Annotated in this window: 9 protein-coding genes, 1 pseudogene and 2 riboswitches; of the genes and pseudogenes, 1 reads left to right on the top strand and 9 read right to left on the bottom strand. The window is 65.6% G+C overall.

Annotated features, from left to right (window positions below; translation table 11 throughout):
* From AC1DNG_RS20695 to gcvP, 5 genes are all read right to left on the bottom strand, one after another.
* The coding region (locus tag AC1DNG_RS20695) for an L-serine ammonia-lyase (protein WP_476888180.1) at positions 1–1,138 on the bottom strand (1,138 nt) is incomplete at its 3' end.
* Between the two features lie 117 nt (positions 1,139–1,255).
* On the bottom strand, positions 1,256–2,578 hold the full coding sequence (glyA, locus tag AC1DNG_RS20690) for a serine hydroxymethyltransferase (protein ID WP_476888179.1): 1,323 nt from the start codon (positions 2,576–2,578) through the stop codon (positions 1,256–1,258).
* Positions 2,575–2,958, bottom strand: a complete 384-nt coding sequence (gene gcvH / locus AC1DNG_RS20685; RefSeq protein ID WP_223913460.1) for a glycine cleavage system protein GcvH — start codon at positions 2,956–2,958, stop codon at positions 2,575–2,577. Before gcvH ends, glyA begins: the two co-directional genes overlap by 4 nt.
* Before the next feature lie 57 nt (positions 2,959–3,015).
* The gene (gcvT, locus tag AC1DNG_RS20680; protein ID WP_476888178.1) at positions 3,016–4,152 is read right to left on the bottom strand and encodes a glycine cleavage system aminomethyltransferase GcvT; all 1,137 of its coding nucleotides are present in this window, start codon (positions 4,150–4,152) and stop codon (positions 3,016–3,018) included.
* A 10-nt stretch (positions 4,153–4,162) separates the two neighbouring features.
* Positions 4,163–7,009: an aminomethyl-transferring glycine dehydrogenase gene (gene gcvP / locus AC1DNG_RS20675; RefSeq protein ID WP_476888177.1), complete on the bottom strand. Its 2,847-nt coding sequence runs from the start codon at positions 7,007–7,009 to the stop codon at positions 4,163–4,165.
* Between the two features lie 52 nt (positions 7,010–7,061).
* A riboswitch (glycine riboswitch) is annotated at positions 7,062–7,169 on the bottom strand.
* 1 nt (position 7,170) lies between these two features.
* Positions 7,171–7,268: riboswitch (glycine riboswitch) on the bottom strand.
* 299 nt (positions 7,269–7,567) lie between these two features.
* Here gcvP and AC1DNG_RS20670 point away from each other — a divergent pair.
* On the top strand, positions 7,568–8,527 hold the full coding sequence (locus AC1DNG_RS20670; protein ID WP_476888176.1) for a hypothetical protein: 960 nt from the start codon (positions 7,568–7,570) through the stop codon (positions 8,525–8,527).
* A 135-nt stretch (positions 8,528–8,662) separates the two neighbouring features.
* Here the strand turns inward: AC1DNG_RS20670 and AC1DNG_RS20665 are convergent.
* From AC1DNG_RS20665 to AC1DNG_RS20650, 4 genes and pseudogenes are all read right to left on the bottom strand, one after another.
* Positions 8,663–8,987: pseudogene (locus AC1DNG_RS20665) on the bottom strand (SDR family oxidoreductase); the annotation flags it as partial.
* Between the two features lie 100 nt (positions 8,988–9,087).
* Positions 9,088–12,609 carry an SIR2 family protein gene (locus AC1DNG_RS20660; protein WP_476888175.1) on the bottom strand — a complete coding sequence of 1,174 codons (3,522 nt, stop codon included), beginning with the start codon at positions 12,607–12,609 and terminating at the stop codon, positions 9,088–9,090.
* A gap of 446 nt (positions 12,610–13,055) precedes the next feature.
* Complete coding sequence (locus AC1DNG_RS20655; protein WP_476888174.1) at positions 13,056–15,107, bottom strand: ABC transporter ATP-binding protein; 2,052 nt, start codon at positions 15,105–15,107, stop codon at positions 13,056–13,058.
* Positions 15,104–16,846: an ABC transporter ATP-binding protein gene (locus AC1DNG_RS20650; protein ID WP_476888173.1), complete on the bottom strand. Its 1,743-nt coding sequence runs from the start codon at positions 16,844–16,846 to the stop codon at positions 15,104–15,106. The genes AC1DNG_RS20655 and AC1DNG_RS20650 overlap by 4 nt, the downstream gene beginning before the upstream one ends.
* Positions 16,847–17,015 lie beyond the last annotated feature (169 nt).

The following is a 17,015-nucleotide window of genomic DNA, read 5'->3' as shown; positions in this document are numbered from 1 at the left end:
GCTGGGGCGTGCCGCCCATGACTTCGGCCAGGCCGGCGGCCGCCATCGACGACGCCGAGCCCACCTCGCCCTGGCAGCCGACTTCCGCCCCGGAGATCGAGGCCTGCTCCTTGTAGAGCACGCCGATGGCGCCGGCGGTCAGCAGGAACTTGACGATCGTCTCGTCCCGGTCGGCCTGGGTGGCCTGGTCCATGCCGGGGGCGAAGTGCAGCGCGTAGTAGAGCACGGCCGGGATGATGCCCGCGGCGCCGTTGGTGGGGGCGGTGACCACACGGCCGCCCGAGGCGTTTTCCTCATTCACGGCCAGGGCGATCAGGTTGACCCATTCCTGCCAGTACTTCGGGTCCCGGTAGTCGGGGTCCTGGCCGCGGGTTTCCTTCATCAGCCGCTCGTGCCAGTCGGGCGCGCGGCGGCGGACCTTGAGCCCGCCGGGCAGCAGCCCAACGCGCTTGAGGCTGACCTCGACGCAGCCTTCCATCACCGAGTAGATGTGCAGCAGCCCCGCACAGATTTCGGCCTCTGTCCGGCTGTCCTCTTCGTTGATCCGCATCACCTCGCTGATGCTCAGCGAGGTCGTCCGGCAGTGTTCCAGCAGCTCGGCGGCCGTGCGGAACGGCAACGGGAGTACCTTCTTCGACTCCGCGAGTTCCTGCAGTGCCGCGTCCTCCTCGCCCTCGCGGACGATGAAGCCGCCGCCGACGGAGAAGAACGTGGCGCGGTGGAGGACTTCGCCTTCGGCGTCGGAGACGGTGAAGGTCATGCCGTTGGTGTGCCGGGGCAGGATGGTCAGCGGCCGCAGGACCATGTCCTGCACCCCGTAGGGAAGCTGCACGGAGCCAGCCAACTGTAGTTTCCCGGTGTCCGCGATCGCGGCGAGCCGCTCCTCGACCTCCTCGGGGAGGATCTGCTCGGGGTGGAAACCCTCCAGGCCCAGCAGAATGGCGGTCATGGTGCCGTGGCCGTGGCCGGTCGCGGCGAGGGAGCCGTAGAGGTCCACCCTCAGCGACGCCGCCTCGGCCAGCTTGCCGAGGGACTTGAGTTCTTCAGCAAACACGGCGGCGGCCCGCATGGGGCCAACGGTGTGGGAACTGGATGGCCCTATTCCGATGGAAAAGAGGTCGAAGACTCCAACTGCCATGATGCGTACCTTCCGCGGAGAAAGAGAATGATGGTCAATGACTAGAGGCGGGGCTCACCGCACCGGTCCCGGCCCCCCAATGACCCTGGACCGGTGCGATGATGCGCCCATTGAGCGCTAGGCGAGGTTAGCAACCGAGGGGTAGAGCGGGTGGGCGGCGGCGAGGGCCTCCACCCGGGTGCGCAGACCGGACAGGTCCGCGCCGGCGTCGGCGGTCAGGGCCTCGGCGATGATGTCGGCAACCTCGGTAAAGGCCGCCTCGCCAAAACCGCGGGTGGCCAGCGCCGGGGTGCCGATCCGCAGCCCGGAGGTGACCATCGGCGGGCGCGGATCGAACGGCACGACGTTGCGGTTGACGGTGATGTCGATCGCCGCGAGCCGGTCCTCGGCTTCCTGCCCGTTCAGCACGCAGTTGCGCAGGTCCACCAGGACCAGGTGCACGTCGGTGCCGCCGGAGATCACGTTGATCCCCTTGGCGGTCACGTCGTCCTGGACCAGCCGCTCGGCAAGGATCCGGGCGCCGGCCAGGACGCGTTCCTGGCGCTCCCTGAACTCCTCGGACGCGGCGATCTTGAACGCCACGGCCTTGCCGGCGATGACGTGCTCCAGCGGCCCGCCCTGCTGGCCGGGGAACACCGCGGAGTTGATCTTCTTGGCGATCTCGGCGTCGTTGGACAGGATGATGCCGCCGCGCGGACCGGCCAGGGTCTTGTGCGTCGTGGAGGTGGTGACATGCGCGTGCGGGACCGGGGACGGGTGCAGCCCGGCCGCGACCAGCCCGGCGAAGTGCGCCATGTCCACCATCAGGTAAGCGCCCACGGAGTCGGCGATCCGGCGGAACTCGGCGAAGTCCAGCTGCCGGGCGTACGCGGACCAGCCGGCGACGATCAGCGCCGGCTTGTGCTCCAGGGCCAGGGCCTCGACCTCGGCCATGTCGATCCGGTGGTCCTCCTCACGGACCTGGTACGGGATCACGTTGTAGAGCCGGCCGGAGAAGTTGATCCGCATGCCGTGCGTCAGGTGCCCGCCGTGCGCCAGGTTCAGGCCCATGATGGTGTCGCCCGGACGGATCAGGGCATGCATCACGGAGGCGTTGGCCTGCGCGCCGGAATGCGGCTGCACGTTCGCGTACCCGGCACCGAACAGGGCCTTGACCCGGTCGATCGCGAGCTGTTCGATCACATCAACGTGCTCGCAGCCGCCGTAGTAGCGCTTGCCCGGGTAGCCCTCGGCATACTTGTTGGTCAGCACCGAACCCTGCGCCTGCATCACAGCCTTGGCGGTGTGGTTCTCCGAGGCGATCATTTCCAGCCCGTCCCGCTGCCGGGACAGCTCGGCGTCGATCTTCGCGGCGATCTCCGGATCCAGCGCGGACACCTCCGCGTCCAGGCTCGCGGAGACGACCTGCTCAAACGCGACGGTACCCGTCGCGGCGCTCACAGCTCGCCGCCGTTCTTGGACGCGTACTCTTCAGCCGACATCAGTGGGCCTTCTTCGGTCACGGCGACCTTGAACAGCCAGCCGGCCCCGTACGGATCGCTGTTGATCAGCGCCGGATCGGAAACGACGGCGTCATTGATCTCCACCACCTCGCCCGTGACCGGCGCGTAGAGGTCCGAGACGGACTTGGTCGACTCGACCTCGCCGCAGGTCTCCCCCGCGGTCACCGCGGAACCGACCTCGGGCAGGTCCACGTAGACGATGTCGCCCAGGGCGTCGGCGGCCACGGCCGAAATCCCAATTCCTGCAGGGCCAGATCCGTCGGCAGCAACCCACTCGTGTTCAGCGGAGTACTTCAGTTCGGCTACAACTTTGCTCATTTATCTCAATCCTTAAGTTCGTATGTGGTTTCGGCAGGCTCAGCCAGCGGCGGCCGGCTACTTTTGGCGCTTGTAGAACGGCAGTGCGACGACTTCGAAAGGCTCCGTCTTGCCGCGGAGGTCAATGTCCAGGGCTGTGCCCGGTGCGGCGTGTTCGATGTCGACGTAGGCCATCGCGACCGGGTAGCCGAGGGTGGGGCTGGGCTGTCCGGAGGTCACTTCGCCGACGACGTTGCCGTCCTTGAGGACCGGGTAGTGGCTGCGGGCGGCACGGCGTCCGAGGCCCTTGAGCCCGACGAGTTTGCGGCCGGTCGTGGAGCCTGCGCCGGCTGCCTTGAGCTCGCTCAGGGCGGCCTTGCCGACGAAGTCCGACTCCTTGGCGAGCGAGACGACCGGGCCCAGGCCTGCTGCGTATGGGTTGCCTTCGCGGGAGAGTTCGTTGCCATAGAGCGGCATGCCGGCTTCCAAACGCAGCGAGTCACGGCAGGCCAGGCCGGCCGGGATGAGCCCGTGGCTGGCACCGGTTTCCAGCAGTGCTTCCCAGAGACCTGCCGCATCCTCGTTCGAGATGTAGATCTCGAAGCCGTCCTCGCCGGTGTAACCGGTGCGGGCGAGGAGCAGATCTTGTCCGTTGATCTGAACCTCAACCGCAGCGTAGTACTTCAGCTCGGTGACCAGGACATGCTGCTCGGCCGGGACCAGCGTCAGCAGGATGGCTTCGGCGTTCGGGCCCTGGACGGCGATCAGCGAGATCTCGGCGGAAACGTCTTCCACCGTCACGTCGAACCCGCCTTCTTGGGCAGAACCGGCCCTTTCGGCCAGTGCCGCGGCCACGACCTTGGCGTTGCCTGCGTTGGGGACCACCAGGTACTTGTCCTCACCGCGGCGGTAGGAGATGAGGTCATCGATGATGCCGCCGTCTTCCTGGCAGATCAGCGAGTACTTCGCCTTGCCGACGGCCACGGCCGACAGCTTCCCGGCCAGGGCGTAGTCGAGGAACGCCGCGGCGTCCGGGCCGGTGACCCAGACTTCGCCCATGTGGGAGAGGTCGAACAGGCCCGCGGCGTTGCGGACAGCGTGGTGCTCGGCGAGTTCCGATTCGTACTTCAGCGGCATCTGCCAGCCGCCGAAGTCCGTGAAGGAGGCGCCGGCTTTTTTGTGCTGCTCGTAGAGAGCGGTGTAGTTCTCACTCATCAGGAAATCCTTAGTTCTCGAATTCGGAAAGCGGCGGGCAGGAGCAGACCAGGTTGCGGTCCCCGGCGGCGCCGTCGATGCGCCCGACCGGCGGGAAGTACTTGTCCTGCCTGAGTGTGTGGACGGGGAATGCGGCCTGCTCACGCGGGTACTCGCGGGTCCAGTCGGTGCTGACGACGGCGGCTGCCGTGTGGGGTGCGTTGCGCAGCGGGGAGTTCTCCACCGTGAAATCGCCGTTGGAGACCTGGTCGATCTCCTGGCGGATGGTGATCATCGCCTCGATGAAGCGATCGATCTCCGCAAGGTCCTCGGACTCGGTGGGCTCCACCATGAGGGTGCCCGCCACGGGGAAGGACAGCGTGGGGGCGTGGAAGCCGAAGTCGATGAGGCGCTTGGCCACGTCCTCGGCGGTGACGCCGGTCCTGGCGGTCAGTTCCCGCAAATCCAGGATGCACTCGTGCGCCACCAGGCCGCTCTCCCCCGTGTAGAGAACCGGGAAGTGCTCATCCAGCCGGGATGCGATGTAGTTCGCCGCGAGCAGCGCGGACTTGGTGGCCTCGGTGAGGCCCTGGCCGCCCATCAACTTCACGTACGCCCAGGAGATCGGCAGCACACCGGCGGATCCGTAACGCGAAGCGGAGATGGCAACTCCCTTTCCCGGTTCGACCTTGTTCGCGTCCCCTGGCATGAACGGCGCCAGGTGGGCCTTGGCCGCGACCGGGCCGACGCCCGGTCCGCCGCCGCCGTGCGGGATGCAGAACGTCTTGTGCAGGTTCAGGTGCGAGACGTCACCGCCAAACTTGCCCGGCTGGGCCAGCCCGACGAGGGCGTTGAGGTTGGCGCCGTCGACGTAGACCTGGCCGCCGGCGGCGTGGACCGCGTCGCAGACCTCGCGGACGTCGGCGTCGTAGACCCCGTGCGTCGACGGGTAGGTGATCATGATGCAGGACAGGGCGTCCTTGTTGGCCTCGATTTTTGCCTGAAGGTCCGCGTGGTCGATCGTGCCGTCCGAGGCTGTGGCCACGACGACCACCTTCATGCCGGCCAGCACGGCGGAGGCGGCGTTCGTGCCGTGCGCGGAGGCCGGGATCAGGCAGACGTTGCGCTGGGCCTCCCCGCGGGAGTGGTGGTAGCCGCGGATCGCCAGCAGCCCGGCGAGCTCGCCCTGGGAACCGGCGTTCGGCTGGATCGAGACCTGGTCATAGCCCGTGATTTCGGCGAGGTCAGCTTCGAGGCCGCTGATGAGTTCCCGCCAGCCCTCGGTCTGGGAGTCCGGCGCGAAAGGGTGGATGGAGGCGAACTCCGGCCAGGAGATCGCTTCCATCTCGGCCGTGGCGTTCAGCTTCATGGTGCAGGAGCCCAGCGGGATCATGGTGCGGTCCAGGGCGAGGTCGCGGTCCGAGAGCTTGCGGATGTAGCGCAGCAGCTGGGTTTCGGAGCGGTGCGTGTTGAAGACCGGATGCTGCAGGAATTCGGAGGTGCGCAGCACCCTCCCGGGCAGCTCGAAGCCCTTGGCCTCCACCACCGGGCCGGCGCCAAAGGCGACGACCACCGCGGAGAGGACCTCCGGCGTCGTGGTTTCATCGACGGACACGCCAACTGTGTCCGCGTCGATGAGCCGCAGGTTGATGCCACGGGCCTCGGCGGCGGCGATGACCTTGGCGGCCTTGCCGGGGACGCGGACCGTGAGGGTGTCGAAGAAGGACTCGCTCGCCAGTTCCCGGCCGGCGATCTTCAGCGTGGCGGCGAGGGCGCGGGTGTTGTTGTGGACGGTCTGGGCGATCGCCTTCAGCCCGTCGGGGCCGTGGTAGACGGCGTAGAACGAGGACACGATGGCCAGCAGTGCCTGGGCGGTGCAGATGTTGGACGTGGCCTTCTCTCGGCGGATGTGCTGCTCGCGGGTCTGCAGGGCCAGGCGGTAGGCCGGGACGCCGGCGTTGTCTTTGGAGACGCCGACGATGCGGCCGGGGAGCGTGCGTTCCATGCCCTCGCGCACCGCCATGTAGGCGGCGTGCGGGCCGCCGAAGAACAGCGGCACGCCCAGGCGCTGGGTGGAGCCGACGGCGATGTCCGCCCCCTGTTCGCCCGGAGGGGTGATCAGGGTCAGGGCAAGCAGATCCGCCGCCACGGTGACCAGTGCGCCGCGTTCTTTGGCCTCGGCGATCACGCCGGACTGGTCCCACACCCGGCCGGAGACGCCCGGCTGCTGGAGGACGAGACCGTTGATGTCGCCGTCGGGCAGACCGGCGGAGAGGTCAGCGACCTGCACCTCGAAGCCCAGCGCTTCGGCGCGGCCCTTGACGATGGCAATGGTCTGCGGGAGGCAGTCGGCGTCGAGGACGGTCTTGGCCCCGGCAGCGGACTTGTTTTTGTTGGCGCGGCGCATGAGAAGCACGGCCTCGGCAACCGCGGTGGCCTCGTCCAGGAGGGACGCATTGGCGACCGGGAGCGCGGTGAGGTCCTGGACCATGGTCTGGAAGTTCAGCAGCGCCTCGAGGCGTCCCTGGGAGATTTCCGGCTGGTACGGGGTGTAGGCGGTGTACCAGGCGGGGGCTTCGAGGATGTTGCGGCGGATCACCGGCGGGGTGACGGTGTCGTAGTAGCCCTGGCCGATCATCTGCACGGCCGTCTTGTTCTTGGAGGCGAGCTTGCGCAGTTCGGCCAGCACCTGGACTTCGCTGAGGGCGCTGTCCAGGGTGAGGGGCTTTTCCTGGCGGATGGAATCGGGGACCGCGTTGTCAACGAGGCCATCAGCGCTGTCGTAGCCGACGGCCTTGAGCATGGTGTCGATGTCGGCCTGGCGGCGGGCGCCGATGTGGCGGTCTGCGAAGGTGGACGGGGACGATTGAACCGTCATGAGAGGAACTCCATAATTCAGGTGGCATCAAGACGCCACGATGATTCGGGTTCCTCCCCGCTCTGTATTGGACCTGAGAGTTTCCGTTTTGCCCTGCTGATAGCAGCGCGCCACTTGCACCGTCGGTGAGCCCGGTTGCCCGGACTGCTTTCCAGAGTTGCCTTGCCGCGGCGGTACGTGGGCCTGAGAGATTCCTGGGGAGGATTTGCTCCTACGGCGCCTGCTGAACGTACCGGCAGGACTCTCCCGCCGCAGATCATAAGCTGTGCCACTGGTCGGTGACACAGCTCACAATTTATCCGGTTCCCGGGCAGGATGCAAAATTTATTTCAATTGAGTCGCTGTTCCCGCGGACGACGGCGGGAGCTCTTCGCCGTCGTCTGCTTGCGTGGGCGAGGCGCATGAGGGCCGTGACGTTGATCCGGAACACGCGGTCCCAGAGGTCGTCATCCACCGCGTGGACCGGACCAGGGGGTTAATCCATTCGGTGCATTATTCTGGACGGATACTTTACTTTTCGTGCGCGTCCCTCCAGAGCGCTCTACGCAAGGAGCCTCCGTGAGCCTTCCGGATCGAGCGATGGAACAGGCAGCCCCCAGCAGACCACCAAGCCGGGCCCCCGCCGGGGATGCCGCTTGGGCGTGGCTGATCGGGATCCTGGCAGGATTGCTCGGCTTGGGCCCCTGGCTGGTGACCGGCGCACAGTTCCCGTTGCAGAACTTGTGGGGCGCAGAGGTCGCTCCGGACCAGATGCCCGTGTCGTTACTGCCGCTAAGCCAGTACGAACTCACCACCATCGTGGCCCTCCTCACCGTGGGAGGTGCGGCGGCCGGACTCGCGGTGCGCATCTGGTCTCCCGCCCGACGGCGACTGGTGACGTGGTGCGCGGCAGCCGGTGTTCTTGTGGTTCAGTTCACGGCGGCCGTCCAGTCCTTCACAGTGCTCGACGGAGGCTTGGCGGGCGGAACAACGGCGAGCCTCTACTTCGCCGGGCTGCTCGCGGGCGTGACCGCCTCCCTCGCGGCGGCCCTCGTGGCGCACCTGCTGCTCTGTTCAAGGTCACGGAGCCTGGCGGCATTGGGCGCCGGACTCATCGCGGTGCCGTTCGCTTCGTGGACGGTGGAGTGGGTTGTCGGCTTCGTTGGGCACCTCAACGTCCCCGTCGCAGTGCCGACAATCGCTCACTGGATTCCCGCCATCCTCGTAGGTTGCGCCCTGGCATGGTGCGGCCTTCGTCCTGCGCGGCGGACCGCAGTGTGGGCCGTGAATCTTGCCCTGTTGTGGCTGGTTCCCGCCCTGTTCATCTCGGTCAACTACGTCCTGGGAACGCGTGTACTGGCTGGCGACCTGCAGGAGATGCTGTTAATGAGTCGGCAAATCTTGGCGGCAACACTTGGGCCCGCGGGCGGAGCCGCTCCCAGAGTCTTGCTGGCTCTGGTCATCGCGTTGGCGGGGCTGGGTGCCAAATCCATTGCCGCTCGCCGGCGACCGGACGGGCACCCCTTCCCGTCCACGTAACAATCCGGGCTCACCCGCGATGTGTGGACGTGATGGCACCAGCGGATCCGATGGTGCAATGACGGATTTGATCCCCGTCCAGCGGGCGACGGCGGGACTTCCCGCCGTCGCCCGCTTGCGCTTTGGTGAGGTGCTTTAGAGCGCCGACCAGCCGCCGTCGGATGCGAGGATGGCGCCGTTGATGTTGGTGCCGTCGTCGCTGAGCAGGAAGGTGATGGACGCGGCGAGCTGGGCGGCGGTGGCGGGCGTGGGACGGTGGCCTGCATCAGCGGGCCGAGGCGTTCGGCCGCCAGCTGGGATCCCCAGGTGGCCATGATGTTGGTGATGGTGGGGCCGGGGGCCACGGCGTTGAAGCACAGGCCCCTGGGCCGTACATCACGGCCGCGTTCCTGGTCACGCCGACGACGGCCTGCTTGGACGCGGTGTAGGCGGCGCCGGCGGCGGACCCGCGCAGGCCGGCAAGACACCCCACAACGGCCGATATTGGACGTTATGTCGTGTTGTCAGCATGTCTGGACAATAGACCGGCGGATGAAGTCACTCTTGTGCCAGCAAGGGCTCTACCGTTCCCCCTGTTTGAGGAACACTCCGTGGTGGGCTGCTGCTTCGACCAACCGTTCCCGCATGTTTGAATCCAGATGTTCCATCAGGACATGGGCTGCTTTTGATACGTCGTCTTGGGTTGTGTGGCTGAGTTGGGCCGAGTTCTGAAGTCTGTGGATCAGGTATTGCGCCAACGGCCGGGCATGTGCGAGGACGGTGGGGCCGTCTACTCTGTCCCACCGGAATATTGAACGGAACCCAACCCCTTGCGACAAGACAATTTTGACGCCGTCCGGAACGCGATCACCCAGGAGAGGTACGAGGTCCGCCCACGCCTCAAGTTCCTCAGGATCCGGCCTCCTTGGCTGACCATCGAAGCGCCTCTGGACGTAGGAACCCATCCAAGCGTCCCACCACTGGGCTGCTTCGTTGGTGTCCTGACCTTCGAGCAGGACGAAGAGGTGATCAACGAATTGAGCAACGTGCCGCCCGCTCTGCTCAAGCACCAGCTGGTCAAGGATTTCGACGCGCATTTCAGAAGTGATGTCGGAGTATGTCAGAACAGACGCTAACAGCCCCCAGTACTGCGCAGACAGAGTGTTGCCGGGAAGCTCTTCGAGCCGCGATTGAGCCTGAACGATGAGGCCGAGAAAGCCCCGCTCAAGGAACTTGTTGTTCCACCGGGGATGGTAAAGGTAGGCCTCCCATGATTCCCTTTCGAGTCCCGGGTTGGAGAACAACGGGAAGACATTCGCCACGGTGAAATCGGGGTCTGCTGCAAACAAGAAGAAGACCTCCCCCGCCAAGGCAGGACGTGTAGCGTCTAGCGCCTGGCCGGATCCTTGCAACATCGGTAGCAATGCATTGCGCTCGTGGTCACTCAAGCCTGCCCAGTGGTCAGGATCGGATCTCCAACGCCGCCCAATTTCCCTGACCCAATAGGTGGAAACTCTCCCAGGCCACGAGTTCAGCGAGAGGCTCACTGAACTGAATTCCTCGTTGTGAGTGAAGGATGCACTGTGCGCTTCCCAGAGGCGCTGTGCAATTTCCCGAAGCCGGGCGGTGATCTGTGACGATGCGTTGTCGGCCTGTATATCGACTTGTGCGAGGAGGAAGTCTGAGACCTGTCGGGCCGCATCTCTGTCCGATGCGATGCTGGCGACAACTTCAACGACCTCCAGCGCGACATCGCTGAGGTCCGCCTTAGACCAGCCGTCAGTCAAGGCGCCACGCATGGTTTGGACGCGGTCGTCCCTAATAAGAGCTGAGGAGGTCCAGAGCTCGAGAGCAACGGAAGGCACTGATTCGGCGATAGAGCGGAGCAGGCCGAGCGCATCGTCCCACGTAGGTTGGTCGAAGTCCCGCTCGGAGTAGTCCTGGTTGAGGAGCCACGTCACAGCGTGGTCCACCCCTTCATCACGGATCATCCGAGCGAACTCCTCAGCGGATGCCGGCGGGGTCCCGCCCCAGACACCGGACTCGGACCAATGGTCGAAATCGGGATGAGGGCGGGGCGCAAAATCGCGGTTTGCCTGCTGCAATTCATCAAGAGCTGTGGCGGCACCGGCCCACTTTGTGTCGGCCATCGTAAGCCACGTCAGAATGTTGTACTTCATGTACTGCGTGTGCCTTTTATCGACCTCGTCATCGAGCCCGGGTCCCAGCCTAATTCTTCGAAGCAGCGCAGACTTCACGGCGGGGCTCGCGTCCTGGACCGAGGCCGCCAGCACCGCGTATGTCTCGTGCTTTGTGTGGTAGTCGAAGATCAGGTCGTGCTCGAGCAGCCATTGGATTCTTGCCGATGAGTCGAACAACGGAGCGAAGCCCAGGGTGTGCACGGCCAGTCTACGAAAGAGCGGGTACTCCTTGCCCCGCCAGCGGTCGACGATGCCCGGATCCGAGGCGATGAGTTCCTGGCCGCAGTCGCGCAGTCCATCGATGAGAACATCGATGACTTCCCTGAACTTGTCTTGCGGATGCGGTTCGATTGCGGAACGCCGGATGGACAGCGACCCTCCGCCACCCTGCGAGGACCAGGCGTCGAGTAGCTCGTGCGCGGTGAGGAGCGCATTCTCGAGCAATGAGCAGAGCCGGTGGTCGAGAGCTACATCCCATTTCTTGAGTCTCTGCCAGTATTCGTTTGCTGCATATTCGTTTATGGACCAAGAGACTTCGGCCGTCGGGATGTACTCGACTCCAGATTCGTTGCTGAAGGCGGCGCCCCAGTAGTCCGGTCGCAGATTCAAATAGGGGCGAAGACCCAAACGCAGTAGAAGCAGATCGGGCTTTTCAGCACCTGAATTATTGGCCCACATGTAGCGCTCAAGGGAAAGTGGTGCGCTGTACTCTGCGATGGATGTTGTCAGCAGAACCGTCCATCGTCGTGCGGCTACGGGGTCTTTCGACGCCAGCGTGCGGATCGCCCAAGGCAAGGCGGCGGCCAGTTGCGGACTGAGTTGTTGGCCGGTGCGCTGTATGAGGTTGAGAGCAGTGGCTTGGCGCGCGACGTCGCCGATGTATTTGTCGCAGAACCATTGCGCCAGCACGGTGCTCGCCTCACCGAGTGCGCTATCAGGCGCGGCTGTCGGATTGGTCTTGAAGATTGAGGAGAAAGCCTCATGGGTTTCCAGCCATGGTAGCCAGCTCGCATCAGATGCGGATTCCGCGAATACGCGTGCACCGTCTGGGTCTTCGAGCATGTGGGACAAATAGTCTGTCTCGACGGGGTTCTTGGGCGGCCCACCCTGGACGATGTCCCGGATACGGGCACCATGGTCCAAACGTCCCATCAACGCGCGCTTGGCCCATTCATCTATGGCGCGCGCGGCTGCTGCGTGGTTGTCGTCGCTGGGGTAGGCGACCGGTGTGATTCCTAGCCTCTTCCAGCGGGGATCCTCGGCTTGGTCTGTCAGGATGAAGCGTCGGGTTGAGGAAGGGAGCCCCATCCCGAGGTAGTTCATGATGGGGTCGTTGTGGCTGAAACCAACAAACAGAACAACGAAGTGGTCGAAAACTTCGCGCAGGAATCGCGTGGCCCAGGCGTCTGTCAGATAGGCTCTCCCGAAGTCGTGGTCCGTGAGGATGAGCTCCAGTTCCGGCCGACTGATTGAGCCATGCAGGTGGACCAGCCCCTCGAAGTCCCGACCTACTGGGAGTGCGGGAGAAAAGTAGATGTCGCCGAGAGCCTTTTCGGCATCGTCTGCAGCGGTCTGCAGATGATCATCGAAGTTTGTGGTGATGATTCGCGTCGTTCCCGCAGCGGCAGCAAGGTGAACGAGAGCCCTGTGGCTCTCGTTTGGGATCGAGTCGGGTCTGCTGATTAGCCTCTTAACGTGCTTGTGGACGTCGAACCCGTCGAGTAGCTCTCCCAGGAAGCGGTCTATGGCAACACCGTCACCGGGATAGGGTCGGCGAGCCATGACTCCAACTTGCTCAGCCAACTGCTCGAACAGCGGCAGACCGGAAGGAGGATTTCTGGATGCGCCGGCCCCAACGAATAGCACCAAATTGCCAGCAGCGTGTGCTTCGATCAACTCCATGGGCAGCTCAACGTCCGCCGTGATCCACATTGTTCTTCTGATGGTCCAATGCTAGTCGTGCTGACCAGGCCAGCCCGATCTCAACCCCCGGCGTTTCTGACCCAGATAAGAAACAGTCGGAAGAACTACGTAAAGCCGGACGAGTAGCGCCGCCGGTCACCTGAACTGCCGACCATCAATTGTCCAGATGCTGTCTGGACAATTGGCCTAGCGCGTCAACGACTGCCGTTAAGGGCGTCGCCAAAGTTGAGCTTGCCGGTGGACCCGGCTGGAACTTTCCGGTCTTGAGCTCGATGACGACGTAGCCCGTTGACCGCCCTAACGGGCGGTCTGGAACGCCACTCCCCACCAGCCGAGACTGCTGATAGCGGATATTACGTAAAGTTGATTTACGCAAGATGCTAATTGTCTCCGTCTTGAGGCCGACAGACGAATTGTTGTTTTCCCTAGACCTCCGCAACAGGAGCCGCGAACTGCGCCGCGTACAGCGCGGCGTACGCCCCGCCCGCAGCCAACAATGAAGCGTGCGTCCCCTGCTCGACGATCTGGCCGGCCTCCATCACCAGGATGAGGTCGGCGTCGCGGATTGTGGACAGCCGGTGGGCAATGACAAACGAGGTCCGGTCGGACCGCAAAGCACTCATCGCCTTCTGCACCAGCACCTCGGTCCGCGTATCCACGGAAGAAGTCGCCTCGTCCAGGATCAGCACGGACGGACGGGCCAGGAACGCCCGGGCGATGGTGAGCAGCTGTTTCTCGCCGGCGGAGACGTTGCCGCCCTCGTCGTCGAGCACGGTGTCGTAGCCCTCCGGCAGGGACCGGACGAAACGGTCCACGTACGTCGCCCGTGCGGCCTCCAGGATCTCGGCTTCCGAAGCACCGGGCCGGCCGTAGGCGATGTTGTCCCGGATGGTCCCGCCGAACAGCCAGGTGTCCTGCAGGACCATGCCCATCCGCGAGCGCAGCCCGTCGCGCGTCATCGCGGTGACGTCCACGCCGTCGAGCGTGATCCGCCCGGCGTCGAGCTCATAGAAGCGCATCATCAGGTTCACCAGGGTGGTCTTGCCCGCGCCCGTGGGGCCCACAATGGCCACCGTCTGGCCCGGCTCGGCCACGAGACTCAGATCCGTGATCAGCGGCTTGTCCGGCGAGTAGGCAAACGACACGTCCTCGAACACGAGCCGGCCCCGGCCCCCGTTGGGCGCCGCAGCCGGGACAGGATCCGGGCCCTGTTCCTCGGTGTCCAGCAGCTCAAACACCCGCTCGGCCGACGCCACACCGGACTGCAGCAGGTTCGCCATGGACCCCAGCTGCGCCAGCGGCTGGGTGAACTGCCGGGAGTACTGGATGAACGCCTGCACATCGCCCAGCTGCATCGCGCCGGAGGCCACCTGCAGCCCGCCCACCACGGCGATCCCCACGTAGACCAGGTTCCCGATGAACGTCATGGCCGGCATGATCAGCCCGGAAATGAACTGCGCGCCGAAGCTGGCCTGGTACAGCTCCACGTTCTTCTGCCGGAACCGTTCCTCCACCTCGCGCTGCCGGCCGAAGACCTTCACCAGCGCGTGCCCGGTGTAGGTCTCCTCGATCTGCCCGTTCAGCTCGCCGGTGTGCCGCCACTGCGCCACGAACAGCTTCTGGGAGCGCTTGGCGATCACCGCCGTCGTCACCAGGGTCAGCGGAATGGTCACCAGCGCAATCAGCGCCAGCGTGGGCGAGAGGATGACCATCATCACCAGCACCCCGGCCACGGTCAGCACCGAGGTCACGGCCTGGCTGATGGACTGCTGCAGGCTTTGGGAGATGTTGTCGACGTCGTTGGTCACCCGGCTGAGCAGCTCGCCGCGCTGCACGGAATCGAAGTAGCGCAGCGGCAGCTTATTGATCTTCGCCTCGATCCGCTCGCGCAGCCGGTACATGGTGCGCTGGACCACGCCGTTGAGGATGTAGGCCTGCATCCAGCCGAACACCGACGCCAGCACGTACAGGACCAGCGCCCACAGCAGCACGGTGGCCAGCGCGGTGAAGTCGATTCCGGTGCCGGGCGTCAGCGTCATGGCGCTGAGCATGTCCGCCTGCTGGTTCTGCCCGGCGGCGCGCATCTGGGCGATCACCTGGGCCTGGGTCTCCCCGGCCGGCAGCTGCTTGGACACGACGCCGGCGAAGATCAGGTTGGTGCCCTCGCCCAGCAGCCGGGGCCCGATCACCGAGAACGTCACGCCGACGACGGCGAGCATCAGGACCAGCACCAGCCACAGCCGTTCGGGCCGCAGCTCCCCCAGCAGCCGCCGGGCGGACGGGCCGAAGTTCATGGCCTTCTCCGCCGGGATGTTCATCCCGGCAAACGGGCCGCCGCGGCCGGGTCCGCCCGCCGGACGGGGAATCCGCATGGGGGTTTGCGCCGCGGGAGCCCCGGGGGCCGCGGGTGCCCCGGGAGCCCCGGCAGCAGGAGCGGTGGCGGGGGCCGGCGTCGGCGCCTTGTCGGTGCGGCTCATGCTGCCTCCTCCGCTGCGAGCTGGGAGTTCACAATCTCCTGGTACGTTTCCGACGCCTCCAGCAGTTCCTCGTGCGTGCCCTGCGCGACGATCCTGCCACGCTCGAGCACCAGGATCTGGTCCGCGTCCACAATGCTGGAGACCCGCTGGGCGATGATCACCATGGTGGCCCCGGCGGTGTGCTGCTTGAGTGCCTGCCGCAGCCGGGCGTCCGTAGCGGTGTCCAGCGAGGAGAAGGAGTCGTCAAAGATGTAGAGCTCGGGCTGTTTCACCAGTGCCCGGGCGATCGCGAGCCGCTGCCGCTGGCCGCCGGAGACGTTGGTGCCGCCCTGCGAGATCGGTGCATCCAGTCCGCCCTCCAGCTCCTCCACAAAGTCCTGCGCCTGCGCAATCCTCAGGGCCCGCCAGAGCTCGTCCTCGGTGGCGTCGGGTTTGCCGTAGAGCAGGTTGCTGCGCACCGTGCCGGAGAAGAGGTAGGGCTTTTGCGGGACCAGGCCGATGTGCCCCCACAGCAGGTCCGGGTGGAGCTCGCGGACGTCCACGCCGTCAATCCGCACCGAACCGGAGGTCGCGTCGAACAGCCGCGGCATCAGGTTCACCAGGGTGGTCTTGCCGGAGCCGGTGCTGCCGATGATCGCCGTCGTCTGCCCCGCCCGGGCGGTGAAGTTCACGTCCGACAGCACCGGCTGCTCGGCGCCCGGGTAGGCGAATCCGACGTCGCGCATCTCCAGCTCGCCACGGGCTGCCCGCCCGGCCGCGCGCGAGACGGGACGCAGCGGCGGCCGGACGCTGGATTCGGTCCCGAGGACCTCGCCGATCCGGTCCCCGGACACGGCGGCGCGCGGGATCATGATCGCCATGAACGTGGCCATCATGACCGACATCAGGATCTGCATCAGGTAGCTCAGGAACGCGATCATGGTGCCCACCTGCATGGAGCCGTCCTCGATCCGGAACGCACCGAACCAGATCACGGCCGTGCTGGAGACGTTGAGCACCAGCATCACGGTGGGGAACGCGAGCGCCATGAGCCGGCCGGCGCGCAGCGCAGTGTCCGTGACGTCCTCGTTGGCGCGGGCAAAGCGGGCCGTCTCCACGTCCTCCCGGACGAAGGCCCGCACCACGCGGATGCCGGTGAGCTGTTCGCGCAGCACCCGGTTGACGGTGTCGATCCGGGCCTGCATGACCCGGAACAGCGGCACCATCCGGAAAATGATCGAACCCACCGCGGCCAGCAGCACGGGGACGCTGACGGCGATCAGCCAGGACAGCTGCAGGTCCTGCCGGATGGCCATGATCACCCCGCCGATGCAGAGCATGGGCGCCGTGACCATGAGTGTGGCGGACATCAGGACCAGCTGCTGGACCTGCTGGACGTCGTTGGTGGAGCGGGTGATGAGGCTGGGCGGGCCGAACCGGGTGACTTCCTGCTCGGAGAACGCGGCGACCCGGCTGAAGATGGCGCCCCGGACGTCCCGGCCCAGTGCCATCGCGGCCTTCGCCCCGAAGTACACGGCCACGACGGTGCAGATGACCTGCAGCAGGGTAACCGCCAGCATGAGCCCGCCGATGCGCAGGATGTACTCGGTGTCGCCGTTCGCCACGCCCTGATCGATGATGTCCGCGTTCAGGGTGGGCAGGTAGAGGGATGCAATGGACGCCGCCAGCTGGAAGACGACGACGGCGAGCAGCAGCCGCCGCTGCGGCCTCAGGTATTCGACGAGCAGTTTCCAGAGCATCCGGTCTCCACTTCACGCGTCACAGACTGTCTCACACAGAACGATGTGAGGGTCAGTTTACGTCCCGAACCCGGGAGTGGGCCGGGTTCCTCTGAGGGCGAATCGGGGGCGGGCCTGCGGCGATGCTCAGATGCGCGGTTTGCTTGCCCGGCCGGCCTGCTTGCCGGGC

The organism is Arthrobacter sp. 01T425 (assembly GCF_056398725.1).
Note: the sequence above shows the minus strand (reverse complement) of the source record. Positions and strands in the feature narration are given on the sequence as shown.